Genomic DNA, 21,470 nt, shown 5'->3' with positions numbered 1-21,470 from the left:
TTTCCGAAGTGAACATTGTTCACTTCGTTTTTTTGTTTTGTCTATAAAAAGTGATTGATTGAAAAAAAGAAATGTTCTTTTTTAAATCAATAAAAAATATAGAAATAAAATAAAGTATTATGAAAAAAAGGGAGGAGATTGAATTGAGAAAAACAAATCGATTAACGATAACGATTATGAGTGTACTAATATTAGCTAATTCATCTATAACTGCCAGTCCATTTGTATACGCAGAACAAAATGAAGTCTCAGGAAAGAAAACAATGAAAAGTGAAATCAGCCAGGCAAATATTTCAGGTGAACATTCAGATGTGAAACAAACGAACATTCCTAATGATCAAAACGTTAAGAAAGCGACTGAGGCAGTGAAACTTCTGTTTGATGAAACAGGAGCAAAAACAAGTAATACCCAAGCAAAAATTAATGAAGTAAAGCTACAAGTAATGGAATTAACAGAAAGTGTACAAAAAACAAAATTATTTGAAAAAATTGTTCAAGCGCAAGAAATGTATGATTCAAAACAGACTAAAATGACAAATTCTAAAGAAAAAAATGGACAAAAAGAATTTGACGAAAAAACTCCTTCCTGTACAATCGACCCCTATATTTATGGAAACGTATATATGACTGGTGCTTATGAAGGGGAAATCAATCAATTTAAATTGATTGTTGGCGATAAAGAATATACCCCAGGTTTTACTTTGTTACCAAATAATCAGTACAAACTTTATATTGGAAAGAAAATTCCGCCTTCAATTTTTTCAGTCACAGTAAAAATCTTTGATAAAAAAGGAAAAGAGACAAGTTCTCAAAACGTTTCAGTTCAAGCACCGAAACTCACCATTAACAATTACACATTAGGAGAAAACTATGTCAAAGGTGAGTTTATTGGTGATGTTGCTAAATTTAAATTGAGGGTGGGGACCACAGGAAGCACGAAAGAATACACTCCAGGTTTTAGACGATTAGCGAATAATCAATTTGAAGTCTATGCGAAAGATAAAATATTACGTGGAAGTAAAAGAGTCGTTTTGGTTGCTCTGAATTCAGAAGGAGATTTGTTAAAATCTGGTTTAGTTAGAGTCCAATCTCCCTACTTAGATATAAATGACTATAAATTAGGAAATGAATATATTACAGGTACCTATGCTGGGGCAGTAAAGAAATTTAAGTTAGTAGTGGATGGAAAAGAGTATTTTCCAGGATTTAAATTGTTAAAGGATAATCAATTTGAAGTCTACGCGAAAAACAAGGTATCGGCGCTAACTAAATCTATTACTTTGATTAGTTTAGATGAACAAGGAAAAGAAATCGTTAGTAAGCAAGTGGTTTTCATTGATTCAACGAATAAAGACTGACTATTTTTATAGCTGAAGCATTAACGACTCGTATAAAAAGTTACTTGAATAGAAATAGAAGAACAGCCAGTGTCACAAACAAAAATTTTTTTACCGAAGTGAGTAACTTTAACATTGTTTTTTATTTTATAAAATAGTCTATTTAAAAAAATGACATTTTTTTTTAAATAATTAAAAAAAATAGCGAGCCCGAATAGGTTATTATTTCCTTAAATCAAATAAACAAAAAAGGGTGGTTTTTAATTGAAAAAGGGGAACTTGAAAAAGAATTTAGTGTCGTTTTCAACTACGAGTGCATTAGTATTATCTAGTTTATCTGGAGTAGTGACACCAATGGTCCATGCAGATCAAAATGGGGCGGGAGAAGGCATCACTATTACTACTTCGGAAAAAAATGAGAAAAAAGAAGAAGCAAATCAATCAAATCAATCAAGTCAGGCGAGTGAAACAAGTCAAACACACGCTTCAGAAGAAAAAGAAAATAAAAAAGTAGAAGAAACAACAACATCTTCCACTACAAAAGAACAGAACGCATCAAGTGTGCCAGTACCGGAACAGAAGAATACACTTGCAGATGAAGTGATTCAACATGCTACTGATGCAGTCAATAATCTATTTGATGGAAATGGAGCAAAAGTAGGCAATACTAAAGCTCAAATTGATGCGGCGAAACAACAAGTCGAAAGCTTACCAGATAGTGATCAAAAAACAGCGTTGTTGGAAAAAGTCAATCAAGCACAAAAAGCATACGATACATTGATGCAAAAATGGCAAGTTGCGAATGAGACGATGGATAAACACTTTATTGATGGAGATATCGGTAATCCTAAAGGTAGTTTTACAACAGAAGAAATGATCGATCTTGCAGAAAAACTAGGTGAACTTCCTTATATAAACATTCCATTTTTAGAAGGCTATACGACCAATGAATTGCATGAAAAATACGATCAGTTAATTGCTGTATCAAACGCAACGCCAGTGGTGGATCGTCTGTTTTTTAATGGTAAACCAAGTACAAACAATACTCAAAATGATATTAATACTGCATTGAATCTTGTCCACCGTCTTGTGGATGGACCTTATAAAGACAGACTATTAGCGAAAGTACAAGAAGCACAAAAAGCTTATAATGATGCACATATTGTCCAAGATCCTGCAGAAAAACAAGCGGTAGAAGCTGTAAATCAGCTCTTTAATGGAGACACTCCCAAAGAAAGTAATACTCAAGAAGCAATAGATGAAGCTAGAAGAAAAGTAGATGCGGTAAATAATATATCTCCTGTTAAAGCACAATTATTGAAAAAATTAGAAATCGCTCAAGCAGCTTTGGATGATAGAGTAAATGCATTCAAAGTGGATGTTTATCATTATGGAAATGTCCATATGACGGGAGAATACAGTGGGAAAATCAAGAAGTTCAAGTTGATTGTTGATGGCAAAGAATACACACCAGGATTTAAATTATTAGCAAACAATAAATTTCAACTTTATATTGGGAAAAGGATTCCTTCGACAACAAAAACAGTTACAGTGAAAAGTTTTGATTCAAATGGAAAAGAAACAGGTACAAGAGAAGTTGCTGTACAATCACCTAAATTAACGGTGGAAGAATATACAGTAGGTAAAGATTACATCAAAGGTCAAATTGCAGGTGAGGCTAAACAATTCAAATTAATTGTTGATGGCAAAGAATATACACCAGGATTTAAACTTTTAGAGAATAATAATTTTGAAGTGTATGCAAAAAATAAAGTAACAGTAGATTCTAAAAAAGTGATTTTAAAAGTTTTAAATGCTGAAGGTATAGAAATCGGCATGCAAGAAATCACCCTTAACGCTCCAAGCTTAGTTGTAGATTATTATAAAGTAAACACTGATTATATTACAGGAAGCGTGACCGGCAATGTCAAGAAATTCAAATTGATAGTAGATGGAAAAGAGTACTTCCCAGGATTTAAGTTGTTAAAGAATAATCGATTTGAAGTATATGCAAAAAATAAAGTATCAGCAACGTCTAAAACAATTACTTTAGTGAGCTTAGATGAACAAGGGAAAGAAATTTTGAGCAAACAAGTTTCTATCTTGAATTCAGCAATCGAAGATGCTTTAACGATAGTAAATAATTTGTTTGATGGAAATGGAGCAAAAGTAGGCAATACTAAAGCTCAAATTGATGCGGCGAAACAACAAGTCGAAAGCTTACCAGATAGTGATCAAAAAACAGCGTTATTGGAAAAAGTCAATCAAGCACAAAAAGCATACGATACATTGATGCAAAAATGGCAAGTTGCGAATGAGACGATGGATAAACACTTTATTGATGGAGATATCGGTAATCCTAAAGGTAGTTTTACAACAGAAGAAATGATCGATCTTGCAGAAAAACTAGGTGAACTTCCTTATATAAACATTCCATTTTTAGAAGGCTATACGACCAATGAATTGCATGAAAAATACGATCAGTTAATTGCTGTATCAAACGCAACGCCAGTGGTGGATCGTCTGTTTTTTAATGGTAAACCAAGTACAAACAATACTCAAAATGATATTAATACTGCATTGAATCTTGTCCACCGTCTTGTGGATGGACCTTATAAAGACAGACTGTTAGCGAAAGTACAAGAAGCACAAAAAGCTTATAATGATGCGCACATTATTGTACTTCCTAAAGGAAATAAATAGGCGAATTGATGACAAAGAAATATTTTTATCATGAAATCGATTAGGTTAGAAAAAATGATTGATTGGATAAATAATCTAAAAAAGAGCTTGGAACAAAAGAACGTGCCAAGCTCTTTAGCATATGTAAAAATAAATAAAAGCGGTTGTGACATACTTTTGTCACAACCGCTTGTTTAGTAATTAATCATTCTTTTTCAGGTAATTTATTCTCTAAATCAGTACGTACCACTAGAACATCACAAGTGGCGTTACGAATCACATATTCTGAAACAGAACCAATAAATAGACGTTCAACAGCATTCAATCCTGTTGCACCTAACATGATTAAATCTACATGGTTATCCTCAGGAATTTCTTTAGCGATGATTTGTTTCGGCGAGCCGTATTCAATCACGGTAGTAACATTGTTCAATCCCGCTTTTTTAGCATTTGCTTCATAATCAGCTAGCGTTTGCTTCGCCATTTCAGTTGCTTGCTCTGCCAACATGCCATCAAATGATGAAACGGTTTGGAAAGAACGAGTATCAATCACGTGTGCTAATAAAAGTTCTCCATTATTTCTGATAGCAACGTTTACGGCTTTTTTAAAAGCTAATTCAGCTTCATCAGAGCCATCTACGGCAACCATAATTTTTTTGTACTGTTGTAACATAAGCATTCACTCCTTCAGATAAATCAATCATTTATAATTCTATTGTAAAACAAGTTGAACAAAAAGAGAATTATTTACTGTTTGGTTTGACCATTTTCCGAGCGAAAGTAAAACTGAAGACAGAAGCAACAATAATGACCAAGAGCAAGTAAGCCAAAGCAATAAATCGTTGATTGAAGAAGGCGACAAAAATACCTAACACCCCTAGGAAAGCGTAAATGGCACCATAGAATTGTAAATAGCCACGATTTTTTTCTGTTTCTTCTATTAATACGAAAAAGATGGGTTGTTTTTTTAATAAATAATAGCTAACAAATAATAATAATAATGCGGCAATGCCCATTAAAAGTTGAATCATAGAAATTCCTCCAAAAGTCTAAAGATTGGTCAAATAATGTTTTTCAAGGGATCTACTCGAAAAAAAAGGAGCTGTACCAAGTAATTGGCATAGCCCCTTAATCTTCAAAAAATGGTAATCTCCGTTAATGCCGTTGTTCGTCCTGTAGTATTGATCCCGCGAATTCAAGCAGGTGGGTCCCACGGTCGTAGCCTCGAACTACCAAATGATAAGGCATGTTACCAGCAGTGACACAAGACGAGTCCCAAGATATCAATAAAAATGTTCGGTCAACACACAAAGAGGACAATTCGAACATCACAGATTTCCCACCTCTATAGTAGCATATGGAAATAAAAAGAGCAATGAGAGCGCTCATGGAAAATCAAGTCTATGTCGTTGGCTTATTGCCTCCTGATTTTTTCCATTCTTTGATTCGCTGATATTGTTGCCCAAGGGCTTGTTCATATTTCCCTGTAGTCTTCGGATGATAATAAGACGCTTGTTTTAATTTGTCGGGTAAATATTGTTGGTTCACCCAGGCTTGATCAAAATTGTGAGGGTATTGATAACCAATCCCACGATTCAATGCCTTGGCTCCTTGGTAATGACTGTCTCGTAAATGATCGGGCACTTCGCCAGCGTTGCCTGAGCGGATATCAGCAATCGCTTCATCTAAAGCGGTATAAGCAGAATTTGATTTAGGAGAGAGACAAAGATCAACTACGGCATCTGCTAAAGGAATCCTTGCTTCGGGAAGTCCTAGACGTTCAGCAGCTAAGACAGCATTGACAGTTCTAGCTGCGGCAGCAGGATTTCCTAGACCAATATCTTCATAACCAATCACCATCAAGCGCCGACAGATACTTGCCAGGTCACCAGCTTCAACCAAACGGGCTAAATAATGAAGTGCTGCATCAACATCGCTTCCTCGGATCGATTTTTGAAATGCTGAAATCACGTCATAGTGAGCATCACCATCTTTATCATGAGTAAGTGCTTTTCGTTGGATACATTCTTCAACGATCGTTAGCGTCAAGTGAATGATCCCCTGTTCATTTGGCTCGGTCGAACGAGCCGCTAATTCCAAGCCGTTAAGTGTGCTTCGAAGATCGCCGTTCGTTGCGCGTGATAGATGGAGCAAGGCGTTTTCGTCTAATTCAATAGCTAGATTACCAAGCCCACGCTCTTTATCACTTAGAGCTGATCGAACCGCTTGCTGGATATCTAATTCGTTTAAGGGTTTTACTTCAAAAATCTGTGTTCGACTGCGAATAGCAGGATTAATCGTGATATAGGGGTTTTCAGTTGTTGCGCCAATCATGATGATCCGTCCATTTTCCAGATGTGGGAGCAAAAAATCTTGTTTTGTTTTATCTAAACGATGGATTTCATCAAGTAAGAGGATGACAGTGCCGCTCATCTTGGCTTCTTCGGCAACCACTTGTAAGTCTTTTTTGGAATCAGTTGCTGCATTGAGCATGCGAAAGGCAAATTTGGTTGAGCCAGCAATCGCACTAGCAATACTGGTTTTACCAGTTCCTGGTGGACCATATAAAATCATGGAAGACAACATTTTGGCATCAACCATTCGCCGAATAATTTTTCCTTCACCAACTAAATGTTCTTGTCCTACGACTTCATCGATCGTTCGTGGACGCATCCGATAAGCTAAAGGTTGCTGCATAAAACGGCCTCCTTTTTTTATTTTTCGTTCGTTAATTATAACATACATTAGGACAATCCACTTTATGGTAACGCTAATTTAGAACGCCGTAAACCGTAAAGTGAAAGGAAACGAGTTTACTCATATTCAGGCTAAGTTTAACAGGGAGGATTCTTATTGAAAGGACTGGGGGGACTTTTAAAATAAAGCACCAGCTTCCTCGTTTATTCTGATTTGAGGTAAAATAAAGGGAGTGAAGACATAGATGGCTTGGAGGAGGAGAAAAATGAAAGCGACACGGTTATTGAGTGAAACATTGTTACGAGCACAAGAACGGTTTGAAGAAACGTTAGACCAGCTAGATGTAGCAGAAGCAAATACGATGCCGGCACCTTTGATCAAATCAGTAACTTGGCTGATCTGGCATACTGCTCGAGAATTAGACCTTCAAATATCCGATTTGAAAAATAGTGAACCACTGTGGTTTAGTCAAGACTGGTCTGGAAAATTTGCATTAGATCTGCCTGATGATACGCAAGATTGGCAACACACACCTGCGGAAGCAAAAAAAGTCGTCGTAACAGACAAAAAACTACTTACAGATTATTTAGCTAATAGTGTTTCATTGACGATTGAGTACTTGGAACAAGTCGATGAAGGAACACTTGATGAAGTCATTGATTCCAACTGGACACCCCCTGTCACACGTGAAGATCGTCTCGTGTCGATCATTGATGATGCAGTGATGCATTCTGGTCAGGGAATCTATACTCGCCGACTGGTGATCGGTAAATAATGAATGCTAAACCTTGTTCTGGTTTGAACGGTCTATGTAAAATCCTATAAAAGGCTGTGACAGAAGTGTCTAGTTCTGAAAAATAAGCCGGAGAATCCGAAGATAGTTCTTCCTATTTTTGGGATTTTTCGGCTATTCTTATCTGCCTGTCTATTGCTGTAGGTTTTTCTTGGTTTCCATAGCTTATGCTTTCAATATTGTGTATGATAAGGGTGGTGAATAAAATGACAAATAAAGAGCAATTAGATGAACTTTTATTGAATAAAACAACACCCGAAGTTGCCAGAGATCTTTTAGGGATGTATTTAGAATATGTTACGCCAACTGGTACCGTTGGTGGTTACATCGTTGATGCAGAGGCATATCTTGGTCCAGAAGATGAAGCGGCTCATAGTTTTGGGATGCGCAGAACCCCACGAGTGGCAGCGATGTATGAAAAGCCAGGAACGATTTATCTTTATACGATGCACACCCACCGTATTTTAAATATTATTACGCAACCTGAAGGGATTCCACAAGGGGTAATGATTCGTGCGATCGAGCCTGCAACTGGTGTGGCTCAAATGAGCATTAACAGAGGCGGGAAGACTGGTCCTGATATTAGTAACGGTCCCGGAAAATTGGTAGCGGCATTAGGATTACCACAAGAACTTTATGGACAATCGATTTTAGACAGTCCGTTGCATTTTGTTTTTGAAAAAACAAAAATACCTAAGAAAATCATGGCTTTGCCAAGGATCGGTATTCCTAACAAAGGAGAATGGACAGACAAACCATTACGTTTTGTAGTGGCTGGAAATCCATATCTATCATTACAAAGAAAGAACCTGGTGGAGGAAGACTGGGGCTGGAGGAAGAAAAAATGAAAAAAACAAACTTACTAGACTACTTAGACAAAACAATCGAAAAAACGATCACTGATTATGATGTGGCATTAGACTGGGATACGAAAAACCATACGATTGAAATCATTGTCCGACTATTTGCAGAAAATAAAGCGCATTTGGAAATCGATGATGCCGAAGGTGTAGTTTCCGAAGAAGAAATCATTGAATTTGAAGATGGTATTTTATTGTTCAATCCACAAAAATCCCATTTTGATGAAAAAGATTATCTAGCGGTTATTCCTTATGAAGGGAAGAAAGGGATAGCCAAATCGGTCATTGATGCATTGATTGAGTATTTGAACGAAGTATTAGCGCAAGGGCAAAGTGATCTCTTAGATTTTCTTGATGCAGATGATGAAACGGCAGTGTTTGAGTTGAATTGGGACAATCAACAGTTAGCAAAACTAGTCGAAGAAAAACAGCAAAATGAGACGGACGTCTATTTGCCTTATCCAAGTTATTAAGGAGTGAATGTCATGAAATGGAATGAAGTAAAAGTTGAAACCGCCAGTGAAGCAGTGGAAGCTGTGGCTAATATACTAATGGAAGCAGGAGCAAGCGGTGTTGCGATTGAAGATGCTTTAGACGTTGAAAATTTCAAGTCTGATCAATATGGGGAAATCTTGAATAAAGAAGATTTTACTTCATTAACAGAAGGCGCACTGGTGATGGCTTATTTCCCTGAAACGATTTTTTTACCAGAGATTTTGCCTTTTATCAAAGACCGTGTAGCCCAACTCCCAGAATTTGGCTTGGCGATCGGTAAAAATATCATTACCGTTAGTGAAGTGGAAGAAAGCAACTGGGCAACTGCTTGGAAAAAGTATTATCACCCAGTACGGATCACCAGAATGTTAACGATCGTACCTAGTTGGGAAGCGTATCAAACAAGTGATCCATTAGAAAAGATCATTACATTAGATCCTGGAATGGCATTTGGAACAGGGACACATCCAACTACCTCTTTAACATTGCAAGCATTAGAAACGGTATTGCGTGGCGGAGAAACACTTTTAGATGTAGGAACTGGTTCTGGCGTCTTAAGTATCGCAGCGAAATATTTAGGTGCTAAAGAGGTTTATGCCTATGATCTGGATGAAGTGGCTGTTCGTGCAGCGAAAGAAAATATGGATATGAATGAAGTAGCCAAAGATGTTCACGTAGCTGCTAATGATTTATTGAACGGCATCACAATCGAAAGTGATGTTATCGTGGCGAACATCTTAGCAGATATTATTTTATTGATGATCCCTGATGCTTGGCGCTTATTAAAACAAACGGGGCGCCTGATCGTATCTGGTATCATTGAAGAAAAAAAACAAATGGTCATTGACGCCATGAAAGAACAGGGCTTTGTCGTTGATCAAATTTTCCAACAAAAAGATTGGTATGCAATTATCTTGAAAAAGCCTGAGGTGGAATAAATGCAACGTTACTTTTTAGAAGAGGCGTATCAACCAAATACACGCTTCGAACTTTCGGGAGAGGCATTTCATCATATCGTACGGGTCATGCGCATGGCGCCAAAAGATCAAGTCTATTTAGCATTCAACGATCAAGTATCGATTCGTGCGGAGATCACAGAAATCAGTGAAGATACCGTTTATTTGAGCGAGCTTGAAAAAGAAAAAAGCCAAAAGGAATTACCCAATAACATCACGATTGCCAGTGGTTATCCAAAAGGGGATAAACTAGACTGGATCGTTCAAAAAGGAACAGAATTAGGTGCGCATGGATTTATTGGCTTTCCAGCTAAAACATCTATTGTAAAATGGGATGCGAAAAAAAGAAACAAACGTCAAGAACGTTTGAACAAAATTGCTCAAGAAGCAGCTGAACAATCTCATAGACAGATTGCGCCCCAAGTGGAATTATTGGAAAGTCAGCAAGCTCTTTTTGAACGACTATCTGCTTATGATGTGTTGTTGATTGCTTATGAAGAGTCGGCAAAACAAGGAGAACTAGCCAATTTAGCTAAGGTATTCCAAGAACTCACTGATGGTAGTCGGATTTTAGCCATTTTTGGTCCTGAAGGAGGTCTTGCTCCTGAAGAAGTTGAAGCCTTTGTTGCAAAAGGTGGAATCTTATGTGGATTAGGACCACGGATTTTACGTACGGAGACGGCACCTCTTTATCTTTTAAGTGCGGCAAGTTATCAGTGGGAGCTCACTCACTGATAATAACTGAATAAAATCAGGAAAAATTGAAAAAATTCCGAACAATCTGTATAATAAAAACAATTATTTTATTGTAAACAACGGATGACATCAAATGAATGGTGTGCATGAGTTTGTTTCTAGTTATGTTATAAAAAAGAAGAATGGTTTTTAATATTATTCGGAGCAACAGCTGTTGTTCGTAACCTTTGAAAGGGGGATGTTCCATGCCAAAAGAAGAATTATTGACAGGTCCTGGAGTGATTAAATTGGTTAGCCAATACATGGGACCTGATCATGTAGCATTTGTTCAAAAAGCTTGCGATTATGCAACGGCTGCTCACGATGGCCAGTTTCGTAAATCAGGCGAACCATACATTATCCATCCTATCCAAGTTGCTGGGATCTTAGCTGATTTAAGAATGGACCCCCATACTGTTGCAACTGGTTTTTTGCATGATGTTGTAGAAGACACCGACGTTACTTTGGATGATTTGAAAGAAGAATTTGGTCCAGACGTTGCAATGTTAGTTGACGGTGTAACGAAACTAGGGAAAATCAAATACAAATCACATGAAGAACAATTAGCAGAAAATCATCGAAAGATGTTATTAGCTATGGCGCAAGATTTACGTGTAATTATGGTGAAATTAGCTGATCGACTACATAACATGCGTACGCTAAAACATCTTCGTGAAGATAAACAACGTCGAATCGCCCAAGAAACTTTAGAAATTTATGCACCATTAGCTCATCGCTTGGGGATCAGTCGAATCAAATGGGAATTAGAAGATACCGCACTTCGCTATCTCAATCCTAAACAATATTATCGAATCGTGCATTTGATGCAAACGAAACGAGAAGAACGAGAAAAATATGTCAACGCCACAGTCGAAGATATTCGTCTAGCAACAGAAGAACTAGATATTTATGCAGAAATCTATGGACGTCCTAAACACATTTATTCTATTTATCGGAAAATGAAAGACCAAAAGAAACAATTCAATGAAATCTATGATTTACTTGCAATACGGGTAATCGTTGACTCTATCAAGGATTGTTATGCTGTTTTAGGAGCAATCCATACCAAATGGAAACCAATGCCAGGGCGGTTTAAAGATTATATTGCTATGCCTAAAGCAAATATGTATCAATCCTTGCATACAACAGTCATTGGACCAGCTGGAAATCCGGTAGAGATCCAGATACGAACTCAAGAAATGCACGAAATCGCCGAGTTCGGGGTGGCTGCACATTGGGCATACAAAGAAGGTAAAAATGATAAGGTCGAACCAGATGGTATCACGAAACAATTAAGCTGGTTCCACGAAATCATTGAACTACAAGATGAAAGTTATGATGCTTCAGAATTTATGGAAGGTGTCAAAGGAGATATCTTTAGTGATAAGGTCTATGTTTTCACTCCTAAAGGGGACGTGACAGAACTGCCAAAAGGTTCTGGACCATTAGATTTTGCTTATAGTATCCATACTGACATTGGAAATAAAACAACGGGTGCCAAAATCAACGGCAAAATGGTTCAATTAGATTATAAGTTGAAAAATGGGGACATCATTGAGATTTTGACTTCACCTAATTCGTTTGGTCCAAGTCGAGATTGGTTGAAATTAGTTGCTACGAGTAAAGCTCGCAATAAAATCAAACGTTTCTTCAAAGCGCAAGACAGAGAAGAAAATATCATCAAAGGACATGAAGCAATCACAAAATGTATCATCGATCTAGGCTTTGCACCAAAAGAAATTTTAGCAAAAAGTAAGCTGCAAGATGCTTTAGAAAAGCTGAATTATCAAACGGAAGATGATATGTATGCAGCTGTGGGTTATGGTGAAGTCAGTGCATTGACGATGGCGAACCGTTTGACTGAAAAAGAAAGAAAAGAACAAAAGATCGAGCAACAAAAACAAGAAGCTGAAGAAATCATGAACCAACCGAAAAAAGAACCGGAAAAAATGAAGGTTCGCCATGAAGGTGGTGTCGTGATTCAAGGTGTCGATAACTTGTTGATTCGGATCAGTCGTTGCTGTAACCCGATCCCTGGAGATGATATCGTGGGTTATATCACTAAAGGAAGAGGAATCTCGATTCACCGAAGAGACTGCCCGAATGTCCAAGTAGACAAGCCGAATGTGGCCGAACGCCTGATCGAAGTTGAATGGGAAGATACCTCGAATACCAGAAAAGAATATGATGCTGATCTGGAAATTTATGGTTATAATCGTTCCGGCATGTTAAATGATGTCTTACAAACGGTAAATACCATGACTAAAAACTTAAACAGCGTGGAAGCGAGAACCAACAAAGACAAAATGGCAACGATCCATTTAACAGTAGGGATCCAAAATCTTGCTCACCTAAAGAGCATCGTGGATAAAATCAAAGCTGTACCAGATGTGTATAGCGTGCGACGAACCAATGGTTAGGAGGAAAACACGTGAGAGCTGTTGTCCAGCGAGTAAGTAAAGCTTCAGTGACGATCGATCAACAAGAAGTTGGGAAGATCGATCAAGGGCTGGTTATTTTACTAGGTATTCATGAAAAAGATACGCAAGATGATGTTGATTATTTAGTAAAAAAAATTGCACAAATGCGTATTTTTGAAGATGAACAAGGAAAAATGAACCGTAGTGTAGAAGATGTCGAAGGACAAATTTTGAGTGTGTCCCAATTTACGCTGTTTGCAGATACTAAAAAAGGAAATCGTCCAAGTTTCATCTCAGCAGCTCGTCCCGAAACAGCTATTCCACTATACGAGGCTTTTAATGAAGGGATTAGAAATAGAGGGATTACCGTAGCAACCGGCCAATTTGGAGCTGACATGGCAGTATCTTTGATCAATGACGGTCCGGTTACTATTATCATTGATTCTCAAAATAAATAAGAGATACTAGTGTATTCATAATTGATTGAAATAAGATGGGCATGTCTCGTCAATTCCAACCGATCCTCAGAGATTCGCACAAGCGATGAATCTTTGAGTGATCGGTTTTTTGTGTGCCTACTCGAAAAGTGTCATACAGATGGGGGAACCTATTTTTTAAGGAAAAAAGAGTGATTTTAGAGGAGAAATAGTTCTAAAATCGAGTCCATTTGGTCTTTTTTATTTTAGAACACTTTTTTTGTCAGCTATCTAAAAAAAAGATAAGCTAATAATAGATGAAGTGTTCTATTGGAGGAGATAAAAGATGAAAGAGGTACCAGTAGTCGATATAAAGATAACCGAGATTAAAAAACGATATGAGCAAGGTTATCACTTGTTAGAGGAATTACGTAAAGAGGCAAATGCGCCAGTAGTGAAAGCAAAAATCTTCAATAAAGAAGCGATTGTGATCTACGGAAAAGAAGCCGCTCAAATTTTTTATGATCCAAGGAATTTCAAACGAAAAGGAGCAATGCCTAAATTAGTATTAAAAACGTTGTTTGGGAAAGATGGTGTTCAAACACTAGACGGTGCCCAACACCATCATCGCAAATCGATTTTTATGGATTTGATGACACCGGAAAGAATGGATACGTACCATCAAATTTTAGAAAAAAATTTGTCTCAAGCGTTAAACGAACAACATGGACAATTTGAATTATTTGATTTAAGTAAACAAGTACTATTTACTTCGATTTGTGAATGGTCAGGAATCAACTTAGCAGAATTGACCGATGAAGAAATCAATCAGTTCGCTGATTACCAAATTTCTATGATCAGTGGGACATTTACGTCGCCAATCGATCATATCAAAGGGGTTGAAAATCGTAAAAAATCTGAACAATGGGCTCAAAGGTTGATTGAGGATGCACGAGCAAACCCTATTCCAGGTAAAGAAGATGTCGCTTTATATGCTTTTGCCCAAGCAACTGATCTTGATGGTAATTTGTTGCCAATCGAAGTGGCTGCGGTGGAATTGCTCAATATTATTCGACCAACTGTAGCATTGACAGTCTGGGCAGCTTTGATGGGACATGCTTTATTCAGTCGACCAGACTTAAAACAGCAGTTAAAAAATGACTTTACAGAACTTCAAGATCCGTTTATTCAGGAAATGCGTCGTTACTATCCATTTTTCCCAATGTTGCCAGCCATTGCTTTAAAAGATGTGTCAGTTGACGGCTATCTTATTCCTAAAGATAGTTGGGTTATTTTGGATCTATACGGGACGAATCATGATGAGCGTACAATCGATGCGCCAGATTCATTCATGATCAAACGTTATTTAGGGAAAGCAAAAGATCTTTCTTACGAAGAGGAATATGAGATGATTGCTCAAGGTGGAGGAGACTTTCGACAAATGCATCGCTGTGCAGGAGAATGGATCACTTTACACAGTTTACGGGTCTTTTCTGACCAATTAGTCAACCATTATGAATTTTCAGTACCTGAACAAGATTGGACGATCCCTAGTAATCAATTTCCAACTTATCCTAATAGTCGTGTACTCTTATATAAAGAATAGTGCGTAGAAAATAAAAAGTCTGAAATATAAATCTCATTCTGTAGCGCCCCCCTAAAAAAAGTTAGACTAAAAAAACTAACTTTTGGGGGGCGCTTTATTTTTTATTCTAAAACAAGTAAACGGTGTTCAAGAAGCAACTCCTCAGCAATAAGCGATGATTTTCTAAAATATGAGAAGCTATTTTAAAAAATCCTCTCTTATTCGCTCGGAGCTGATCGCTTCTTTCACAACCTCTTGTTTCAAAAGTTCTTTTAGTTTAGCTTTTTTTCTTTTTGTTTTAGACTAAAGAAAAAAGGAGGAATTGCGAATGGCAGAAATAAGAATTGGACATTCACAAGTTTATGCTGAACAACTTGGCTTAGGAGCGAATGCGATCGGTGGTCATAATCTTTTTGCTAACTTAAAAGATGAAACTGGGAAAGAAGTTGTACGAACCGCTTTGCAAAACGGCATCAATTTAATTGATACTGCTTATGCTTATGGAAATGGACGTTCAGAAGAACTGATCGGTGAAGTCTTGCAAGAAAATGAATTTGATCGTTCACGGGTGATCATTGCCACTAAAGCTGCCCATGTTCCTGGACAAAAAGGGGTATTCAATAATTCACCAGAATTTTTGACCCGTTCTGTAGAAGAAGCACTCCGACGTTTACAAACTGATTATATTGATATTTTTTATATCCATTTTCCAGATAAAGAAACGCCAAAAAATGAAGCAGTCGCTGCGTTGCACAAACTAAAAGAAGCAGGGAAGATCCGTGCAATCGGAGTCTCTAATTTTTCAATGACTCAACTGAAAGAAGCAAATCAAGATGGCTATGTTGATGTTGTTGAAGATAAATTTAGTTTGATCCATCGTGAAGCTGAAAAAGAACGTTGGCCTTATCTTGAACAACATAACATTAGTTTTGTCCCTTATTTTCCACTTGCTTCCGGCTTGTTAACGGGAAAATATCATTTAAATAGTCTTCAAAGTATGGCTCCAGATGACCCTCGTAAGAAGAATCCGGATTTTCAAGGAGAGAGGTTTGAAAAAATCATTCAGGCTGTCGAACAACTTGCACCGATTGCGAAAAACAATCAAGCTAGTATTGCTCAACTCGTTTTAGCTTGGTATATGAAAAATCCACGGATTTCTGTCGTGATACCTGGAGCGAAAAAACCGGAACAAGTTAGAGATAATGCTCGTGCATTAGATATTCATTTATCGTCCACTGATTACCATACCATTGATCAACTCTTTAAAGATTTTTAGAAAAATACAGAGAAGGTCGTGACAGAAGAAGTTAGCTCTGAAAAAATGAGCGTGTGCTGGAATGAAGGATGCTAGTAATTAAGGAGATGTTTCATTCAGCTAGTCGGTTAGCACCTTATTAATTCTCAGTTGATTTACAGATTTTTCTTGACTTTACGCCTTGTTTTTAGTAGGTTATAGGTAATATTGAAAATATCAATGAAAGAGCGAGTAAGTTTCTGAAGCTTTACAAGAGAGGATCATCAAGGCTGAAAATGATCTAAAGTTTTAAATTCTAAAAGACACTCTGGAGATGGACGAGTGAAAAGCCGTCCCGTGTACGAGCGTTAATCGTTAGAGGAAAGAGCAATCTTTCAAAAATAGGTGGTACCGTGTATGAATTAGTCATTCACCCTTGTTCGTAATGAATAAGGGTGGATTTTTTTTTACATAGAAAAGTAAAGGGGAGAAAAAAATGAGTTTCCAAAGACCAAAAGGAACAAATGATATTTTACCTGGTGAGTCAGAAAAATGGCAGTTCGTGGAAGAAACAGCGCGTTTATTGTTTAGAGATTATCAATACAATGAAATCCGCACGCCTATTTTTGAACACTACGAAGTCATTTCTCGAAGTGTAGGGGATACAACGGATATCGTGTCAAAAGAAATGTATGATTTCTATGACAAAGGGGAACGCCACATCACTTTACGTCCAGAAGGAACAGCACCGATCGTTCGTTCTTTTGTGGAACATAAATTATTTGGACCAGAATATGCAAAACCTTATAAAACATTTTATATGGGACCAATGTTTCGTTATGAACGCCCTCAAAAAGGTCGTTTACGTCAATTCCATCAAATCGGAGTAGAAGCTTTTGGTTCTGACAATCCAGCAACTGACGTGGAAAGCATGGTTATGGCCCTTGATTTCTTCAAACAATTAGGAATCACTCAAATTCGATTAGTGATCAACTCGCTAGGAGATAAAGAAACGCGTCAAGCATATCGTCAAGCATTGATCGACTATCTTTCACCATTTGAAAAAGAGTTGAGTGAAGATTCACAACGTCGTTTGCATGAGAATCCGTTGCGGGTGTTAGATAGTAAAGACAAACGAGATCAAAAGTTTGTTGCTGATGCACCATCGATTTTAGATTTCTTAAGCGAAACAGCACAAAAACATTTTGATATGGTCGTTTCTATGTTGGATGCACTTAATATACCTTACGAAATCGATAGCACGATGGTTCGAGGGTTGGATTACTATACACATACAATCTTTGAGATTATGAGTGATGCACCAAAGATGGGCGCACAAGCGACAATTTGTGCAGGTGGACGTTACGATAATCTGGTTGAAGAACTAGGCGGACCTCAAACACCCGGTTTTGGTTTTGCGATGGGGATCGAACGCTTGCTGTTAACAATGGAAGCAGAAGAAGTCGTGATTCCGGCATTTAATGAATTAGATGCTTATGTCGTGGCTTTAGGCGAAGAAACGAATATCGAAGCATTGAAACTGGTGCAAACGATCCGCAATTTTGGGTTTTCAGCTGATCGTGATTTTATGGATCGTAAAGCAAAAGCACAATTCAAAACGGCTGATAAAGCGAATGCTAAGTTAGTGTTAGTTATTGGCGGAGATGAGCTGGAAAACCAAACCGTCACAGTCAAATCAATGGCTAATAGAAAAGAAAAAAGCTTTAGTTTAACAGAAGTTTATGAACATTTTGATGAAGTCTATGATGAAATGACTTTATTCGAGTAGGAGGAAAAAGAAAAATGGCACAAAGAACAACTTATTGCGGTTTGATTTCAGCAAAAGAACTAGATCAAACTGTTACATTAAAAGGGTGGGTACAAAAGCGAAGAGACCTAGGGGGAGTAATCTTTATTGATTTACGTGACCGAGAAGGAATCGTCCAAATCGTTTTCAATCCTGAAGTCAATAAAGAAGCATGGGAAATCGCGGATAAATGTCGGAGTGAATACGTGATTGAAATCACTGGTGTGGTTCGTAAACGTGAAGAGCTAGCCATCAACCCTAAAATGGTCACTGGTGAATATGAAGTATTCGCAAACGAAATTGTTATCTTGAACAAAGCAAAAACACCACCGTTTTTGATTGAAGACGATCAAACAGTCGGAGACGAGATCCGTATGAAATATCGTTATTTAGATTTACGTCGTCCAAAAATGACGAAAAATATCAAAATGAGAAATGAAACAACGAAAGCAATCCGTCATTATTTAGATGATAATGATTTCATGGATATCGAAACACCTTATTTAGGAAAATCAACGCCAGAAGGGGCTCGTGACTATCTTGTTCCTTCGCGTGTTTACCCAGGGCACTTCTATGCGTTACCTCAATCACCTCAGTTGTTTAAACAATTATTGATGAACGCAGGATTTGATCGTTACTACCAAATCGTTCGTTGTTTCCGTGACGAAGATCTTCGTGGTGATCGTCAGCCAGAATTTACTCAAGTAGATATTGAAACGACATTCTTGACGGCAGAAGAAATCCAAGATTATACCGAAGGCTTGATTGCGAAAGTGATGAAAGATGTTCGTGGAATCGACGTTACTTTACCGTTTCCTCGCATGACGTATGACGAAGCAATGAATCGCTACGGTAGTGATAAACCAGATACACGTTTTGAGATGGAGTTGATCGACTTAAGTGAAATCGTCAAAGATGTTGATTTCAAAGTCTTCCAAATGGCTCTTGAAAAAGGTGGCGTCGTCAAAGTTTTAAATGCTAAAAATGCTTCAAGCAACTACTCTCGTAAAGATTTAGATAATCTTGGGCAATACGCTAGCCAATTTGGTGCGAAGGGATTAGCTTGGCTAAAAGTAGAAGAGGACGGCTTGAAAGGTCCAATCGCTAAATTTATGGGAGATGCAACAGAAGCAATCGTTCAAGCGACAAACGCTGAAGTTGGAGACATTTTATTATTTGGTGCGGATACAAAAGAAATCGTAGCTGCAACATTAGGGGCAATCCGTACACGCTTAGGAAAAGAATTAGGCTTAATTGATGAATCAAAATTCAATTTCTTGTGGATCACAGAATGGCCACAATTTGAATATTCTGCAGAAGAAGGACGCTACGTATCCGCTCATCATCCATTTACGATGCCAAAAGAAGAAGATCTTGAACGCTTGAGTACAGATCCAGCTAGTGTCTATGCAGAAGCATATGATATCGTATTGAATGGCTATGAGCTAGGCGGTGGTTCAATCCGGATCCATACTCGTGAAATCCAAGAAAAAGTCTTAGAAACTTTAGGCTTTACGAAGGAACAAATGGAAGAACAATTTGGTTTCCTATTAACTGCATTGGATTATGGGTTCCCACCACATGGCGGTATTGCTCTTGGCTTGGACCGTTTTGTGATGTTACTTGCTGGTGAAGAAAACATTCGTGAAGTTATTGCTTTCCCTAAAAATGGTAGAGCAGCAGATGTCATGAGTGATGCACCAAGTACGGTATCAGATGCCCAATTATTTGACTTGAATATTGATGTAACCAGCATGGACTAAGTTTATTCGTATTGAACAAAAGACTAGTAACTCAATTCCATTGATCGTTTTATAAATAATAAGTACGGGAGTCTGGACTAGGTGTAAAAAGACTCTCGTACTTGTTTATGTTGTCTTGATTTAATTCCAAAACGATTTATAATTAAGCCATAGCGTATAATGTCAGTTGAGTTTTAACCCATATTTTCAATGGATGCTACGTTTAGTGATGCGATAGGCGAAGAATGAATCCTTCTTTTTGGTTAGTGTAATGATGGATCATTATAGAGTAGTCACTGAACGTAATCGTTCGTTCTTTCATTATATACTACGTATCTTTACTCACTATCCAAATTAAAATTAAGAAAGGAAATTCCGGGAAAAGAGAGAAATTGACTTCCAGCCAATGATTGTCTCTTCATACGAATTCATATGAAAGTACGAGATCGTAACCGGAAATACAAAGCAATGAAAAAAACTTTCGAAAATTGGGCGCATCATGATTATACGACCAAGCTTTCGGTATCTATCGTTTATGCATTGATTGCATCAGTAGCACTAAACTTTTTTTATCAACCAGGACATATTTATTCAAGCGGAATCACTGGCTTGGCACAAATACTGACTACTTTATCTAAATCGTTGATTGGATTCGAAGTACCCGTCTCAACGACTTTATACTTATTGAATATTCCTTTATTTGTACTTGCTTGGGTGAAGATCGGTAAGAAGTTTACGATTTTTACATTTATCACCGTGACATTGACGTCACTTTGTATCCATATCCTTCCTCTAACGGTTCTTTCAACTGATCCAATCATCTGCGCGATTTTTGGGGGTGCTGTGATGGGATTAGGGATCGGGTTAGCCTTAAGAAATGGCTTATCCTCAGGTGGTTTGGATATCGTCAGTATCACTATTCGTAAAAAAACAGGAAAATCGATTGGTTCAATTTCGATTTACTTCAATGCATTGATTGTTTTCGTAGCTGGTATCCTTTTTGGCTGGCAATACATGTTTTATAGCGCACTTTCGATCTTTGTCAGTGGGAAAGTAACCGACGTGATGTATACGAAACAAAAGAAAATGCAAGTGATGATCGTAACGAAGCATCCCGAACGAGTAGTCAATGAAATCCAAAACTGTATGCGTCGTGGAATCACGATCATCAATGAGGCAGAAGGAGCTTACAAGCACGATAAACAAACGGTGTTGATGACGATCGTTACACGCTATGAGTTGCCTTTGTTAAGAGAAGCGATGAAAGCTTCTGATCCACAAGCGTTTGTCAGTATCGCCGAAAATGTCCAAATTCTTGGTCGGTTTTATGAAGAGGGCGTTTAGTGCAAGTGCAACTTATTGACAGAAAAAGTGACATATCCAAATAAATGAATCGATCATTGTGGCTGGAAACAACTTTATTCTACAAATCGTTTGATAAAGTTGGGCATTGTGTAACTTGATTTGTATCTGGAGGGTGAGAATCTTCAAACAGTTTATCCTGTTTTGAGATTTTCACCCTTCATTTTGCTAAATTTGTCGTAACGATCTTAGTAAAGTGATTCTTTCAGTTAGATGTAATCTTACTGAGACTTCAAGGTTATTTTTAGTTATACGTTGTTCATAGTTGAATTTTTATTAAAGTTGCGGAAAAAGTTATTCTTTTTTTCAAAGTTTTATGGGAAGATAGAAATGATAGCGAAAATCATAT

General features: G+C 37.5%; 17 protein-coding genes and 1 other RNA gene. 14 read left to right on the top strand and 4 right to left on the bottom strand.

From position 1 onward, the window contains the following. Positions 1-143 precede the first annotated feature (143 nt). Both IGJ32_RS11045 and IGJ32_RS11040 read left to right on the top strand, forming a co-directional pair. On the top strand, positions 144-1,358 hold the full coding sequence (locus tag IGJ32_RS11045) for an immunoglobulin-like domain-containing protein (protein WP_053766265.1): 1,215 nt from the start codon (positions 144-146) through the stop codon (positions 1,356-1,358). Positions 1,359-1,601: 243 nt separating this feature from the next. Further along, the gene (locus IGJ32_RS11040; RefSeq protein ID WP_178306380.1) at positions 1,602-4,040 is read left to right on the top strand and encodes an immunoglobulin-like domain-containing protein; all 2,439 of its coding nucleotides are present in this window, start codon (positions 1,602-1,604) and stop codon (positions 4,038-4,040) included. A gap of 184 nt (positions 4,041-4,224) precedes the next feature. On the opposite strand, the gene IGJ32_RS11035 is transcribed toward IGJ32_RS11040, so the two are convergent. From IGJ32_RS11035 to IGJ32_RS11020, 4 genes are all read right to left on the bottom strand, one after another. Further along, complete coding sequence (locus tag IGJ32_RS11035) at positions 4,225-4,692, bottom strand: universal stress protein (protein WP_010720888.1); 468 nt, start codon at positions 4,690-4,692, stop codon at positions 4,225-4,227. Positions 4,693-4,762: 70 nt separating this feature from the next. Next, positions 4,763-5,050 carry a hypothetical protein gene (locus IGJ32_RS11030; RefSeq protein WP_010720887.1) on the bottom strand — a complete coding sequence of 96 codons (288 nt, stop codon included), beginning with the start codon at positions 5,048-5,050 and terminating at the stop codon, positions 4,763-4,765. Between the two features lie 114 nt (positions 5,051-5,164). Next, positions 5,165-5,359: non-coding RNA, 6S RNA (gene ssrS / locus IGJ32_RS11025), on the bottom strand. A 61-nt stretch (positions 5,360-5,420) separates the two neighbouring features. Then, positions 5,421-6,716, bottom strand: a complete 1,296-nt coding sequence (locus IGJ32_RS11020) for a replication-associated recombination protein A (protein ID WP_342082058.1) — start codon at positions 6,714-6,716, stop codon at positions 5,421-5,423. Between the two features lie 265 nt (positions 6,717-6,981). Between IGJ32_RS11020 and IGJ32_RS11015 the strand changes: the two genes are divergently transcribed. The 12 genes from IGJ32_RS11015 to IGJ32_RS10960 all read left to right on the top strand — a co-directional run bounded on the left by IGJ32_RS11015 (position 6,982) and on the right by IGJ32_RS10960 (position 21,103). Then, positions 6,982-7,491: a DinB family protein gene (locus tag IGJ32_RS11015; protein WP_010737081.1), complete on the top strand. Its 510-nt coding sequence runs from the start codon at positions 6,982-6,984 to the stop codon at positions 7,489-7,491. Between the two features lie 224 nt (positions 7,492-7,715). Further along, positions 7,716-8,357, top strand: a complete 642-nt coding sequence (locus tag IGJ32_RS11010) for a DNA-3-methyladenine glycosylase (RefSeq protein WP_053766269.1) — start codon at positions 7,716-7,718, stop codon at positions 8,355-8,357. Then, a complete protein-coding gene (locus IGJ32_RS11005; protein ID WP_010720883.1) occupies positions 8,354-8,842 on the top strand; it encodes a DUF3013 family protein in 489 nt (162 codons plus the stop codon). Before IGJ32_RS11010 ends, IGJ32_RS11005 begins: the two co-directional genes overlap by 4 nt. A gap of 12 nt (positions 8,843-8,854) precedes the next feature. Next, a complete protein-coding gene (gene prmA / locus IGJ32_RS11000) occupies positions 8,855-9,802 on the top strand; it encodes a 50S ribosomal protein L11 methyltransferase (RefSeq protein ID WP_010737084.1) in 948 nt (315 codons plus the stop codon). Continuing rightward, complete coding sequence (locus IGJ32_RS10995) at positions 9,803-10,555, top strand: 16S rRNA (uracil(1498)-N(3))-methyltransferase (protein WP_096708727.1); 753 nt, start codon at positions 9,803-9,805, stop codon at positions 10,553-10,555. Between the two features lie 206 nt (positions 10,556-10,761). Then, positions 10,762-12,975 (top strand): RelA/SpoT family protein, encoded by a 2,214-nt coding sequence (locus tag IGJ32_RS10990; RefSeq protein ID WP_010720880.1) that lies wholly within the window; start codon positions 10,762-10,764, stop codon positions 12,973-12,975. Positions 12,976-12,986: 11 nt separating this feature from the next. Continuing rightward, the gene (gene dtd / locus IGJ32_RS10985) at positions 12,987-13,433 is read left to right on the top strand and encodes a D-aminoacyl-tRNA deacylase (RefSeq protein WP_034699948.1); all 447 of its coding nucleotides are present in this window, start codon (positions 12,987-12,989) and stop codon (positions 13,431-13,433) included. Between the two features lie 304 nt (positions 13,434-13,737). Beyond that, positions 13,738-14,997 (top strand): cytochrome P450, encoded by a 1,260-nt coding sequence (locus IGJ32_RS10980; RefSeq protein ID WP_342082057.1) that lies wholly within the window; start codon positions 13,738-13,740, stop codon positions 14,995-14,997. A gap of 307 nt (positions 14,998-15,304) precedes the next feature. Beyond that, positions 15,305-16,252, top strand: coding sequence for an aldo/keto reductase (locus IGJ32_RS10975; RefSeq protein ID WP_010737088.1), 948 nt, complete (start codon positions 15,305-15,307; stop codon positions 16,250-16,252). Between the two features lie 454 nt (positions 16,253-16,706). Then, positions 16,707-17,999: a histidine--tRNA ligase gene (hisS, locus tag IGJ32_RS10970; protein ID WP_342082056.1), complete on the top strand. Its 1,293-nt coding sequence runs from the start codon at positions 16,707-16,709 to the stop codon at positions 17,997-17,999. A 14-nt stretch (positions 18,000-18,013) separates the two neighbouring features. Then, entirely contained in the window at positions 18,014-19,780 is a 1,767-nt protein-coding gene (gene aspS / locus IGJ32_RS10965; protein WP_034699943.1) for an aspartate--tRNA ligase, read from the top strand. Positions 19,781-20,227: 447 nt separating this feature from the next. Further along, entirely contained in the window at positions 20,228-21,103 is an 876-nt protein-coding gene (locus tag IGJ32_RS10960; protein ID WP_010720874.1) for a YitT family protein, read from the top strand. Positions 21,104-21,470 lie beyond the last annotated feature (367 nt).

Source organism: Enterococcus sp. DIV1639a (genome assembly GCF_050530445.1).
GTDB classification, from domain to species: Bacteria; Bacillota; Bacilli; order Lactobacillales; family Enterococcaceae; genus Enterococcus_B; species Enterococcus_B hirae.
The sequence above is the reverse complement of the archived record's forward strand: the minus strand, read 5'-3'. Positions and strand labels throughout refer to the sequence as shown.

Coding starts and splice junctions, on each gene's coding strand:
- prmA (WP_010737084.1), top strand. CDS start 8,855: ATGAAATGGAATGAAGTAAAAGTTGAAACCGCCAGTGAAGCAGTGGAA.
- IGJ32_RS10960 (WP_010720874.1), top strand. CDS start 20,228: ATGAAAAAAACTTTCGAAAATTGGGCGCATCATGATTATACGACCAAG.
- aspS (WP_034699943.1), top strand. CDS start 18,014: ATGGCACAAAGAACAACTTATTGCGGTTTGATTTCAGCAAAAGAACTA.
- IGJ32_RS11015 (WP_010737081.1), top strand. CDS start 6,982: ATGAAAGCGACACGGTTATTGAGTGAAACATTGTTACGAGCACAAGAA.
- IGJ32_RS10990 (WP_010720880.1), top strand. CDS start 10,762: ATGCCAAAAGAAGAATTATTGACAGGTCCTGGAGTGATTAAATTGGTT.
- hisS (WP_342082056.1), top strand. CDS start 16,707: ATGAGTTTCCAAAGACCAAAAGGAACAAATGATATTTTACCTGGTGAG.
- IGJ32_RS11010 (WP_053766269.1), top strand. CDS start 7,716: ATGACAAATAAAGAGCAATTAGATGAACTTTTATTGAATAAAACAACA.
- IGJ32_RS11005 (WP_010720883.1), top strand. CDS start 8,354: ATGAAAAAAACAAACTTACTAGACTACTTAGACAAAACAATCGAAAAA.
- IGJ32_RS11030 (WP_010720887.1), bottom strand. CDS start 5,050: ATGATTCAACTTTTAATGGGCATTGCCGCATTATTATTATTATTTGTT.
- IGJ32_RS10980 (WP_342082057.1), top strand. CDS start 13,738: ATGAAAGAGGTACCAGTAGTCGATATAAAGATAACCGAGATTAAAAAA.
- IGJ32_RS11020 (WP_342082058.1), bottom strand. CDS start 6,716: ATGCAGCAACCTTTAGCTTATCGGATGCGTCCACGAACGATCGATGAA.
- IGJ32_RS10975 (WP_010737088.1), top strand. CDS start 15,305: ATGGCAGAAATAAGAATTGGACATTCACAAGTTTATGCTGAACAACTT.
- IGJ32_RS11035 (WP_010720888.1), bottom strand. CDS start 4,692: ATGTTACAACAGTACAAAAAAATTATGGTTGCCGTAGATGGCTCTGAT.
- IGJ32_RS10995 (WP_096708727.1), top strand. CDS start 9,803: ATGCAACGTTACTTTTTAGAAGAGGCGTATCAACCAAATACACGCTTC.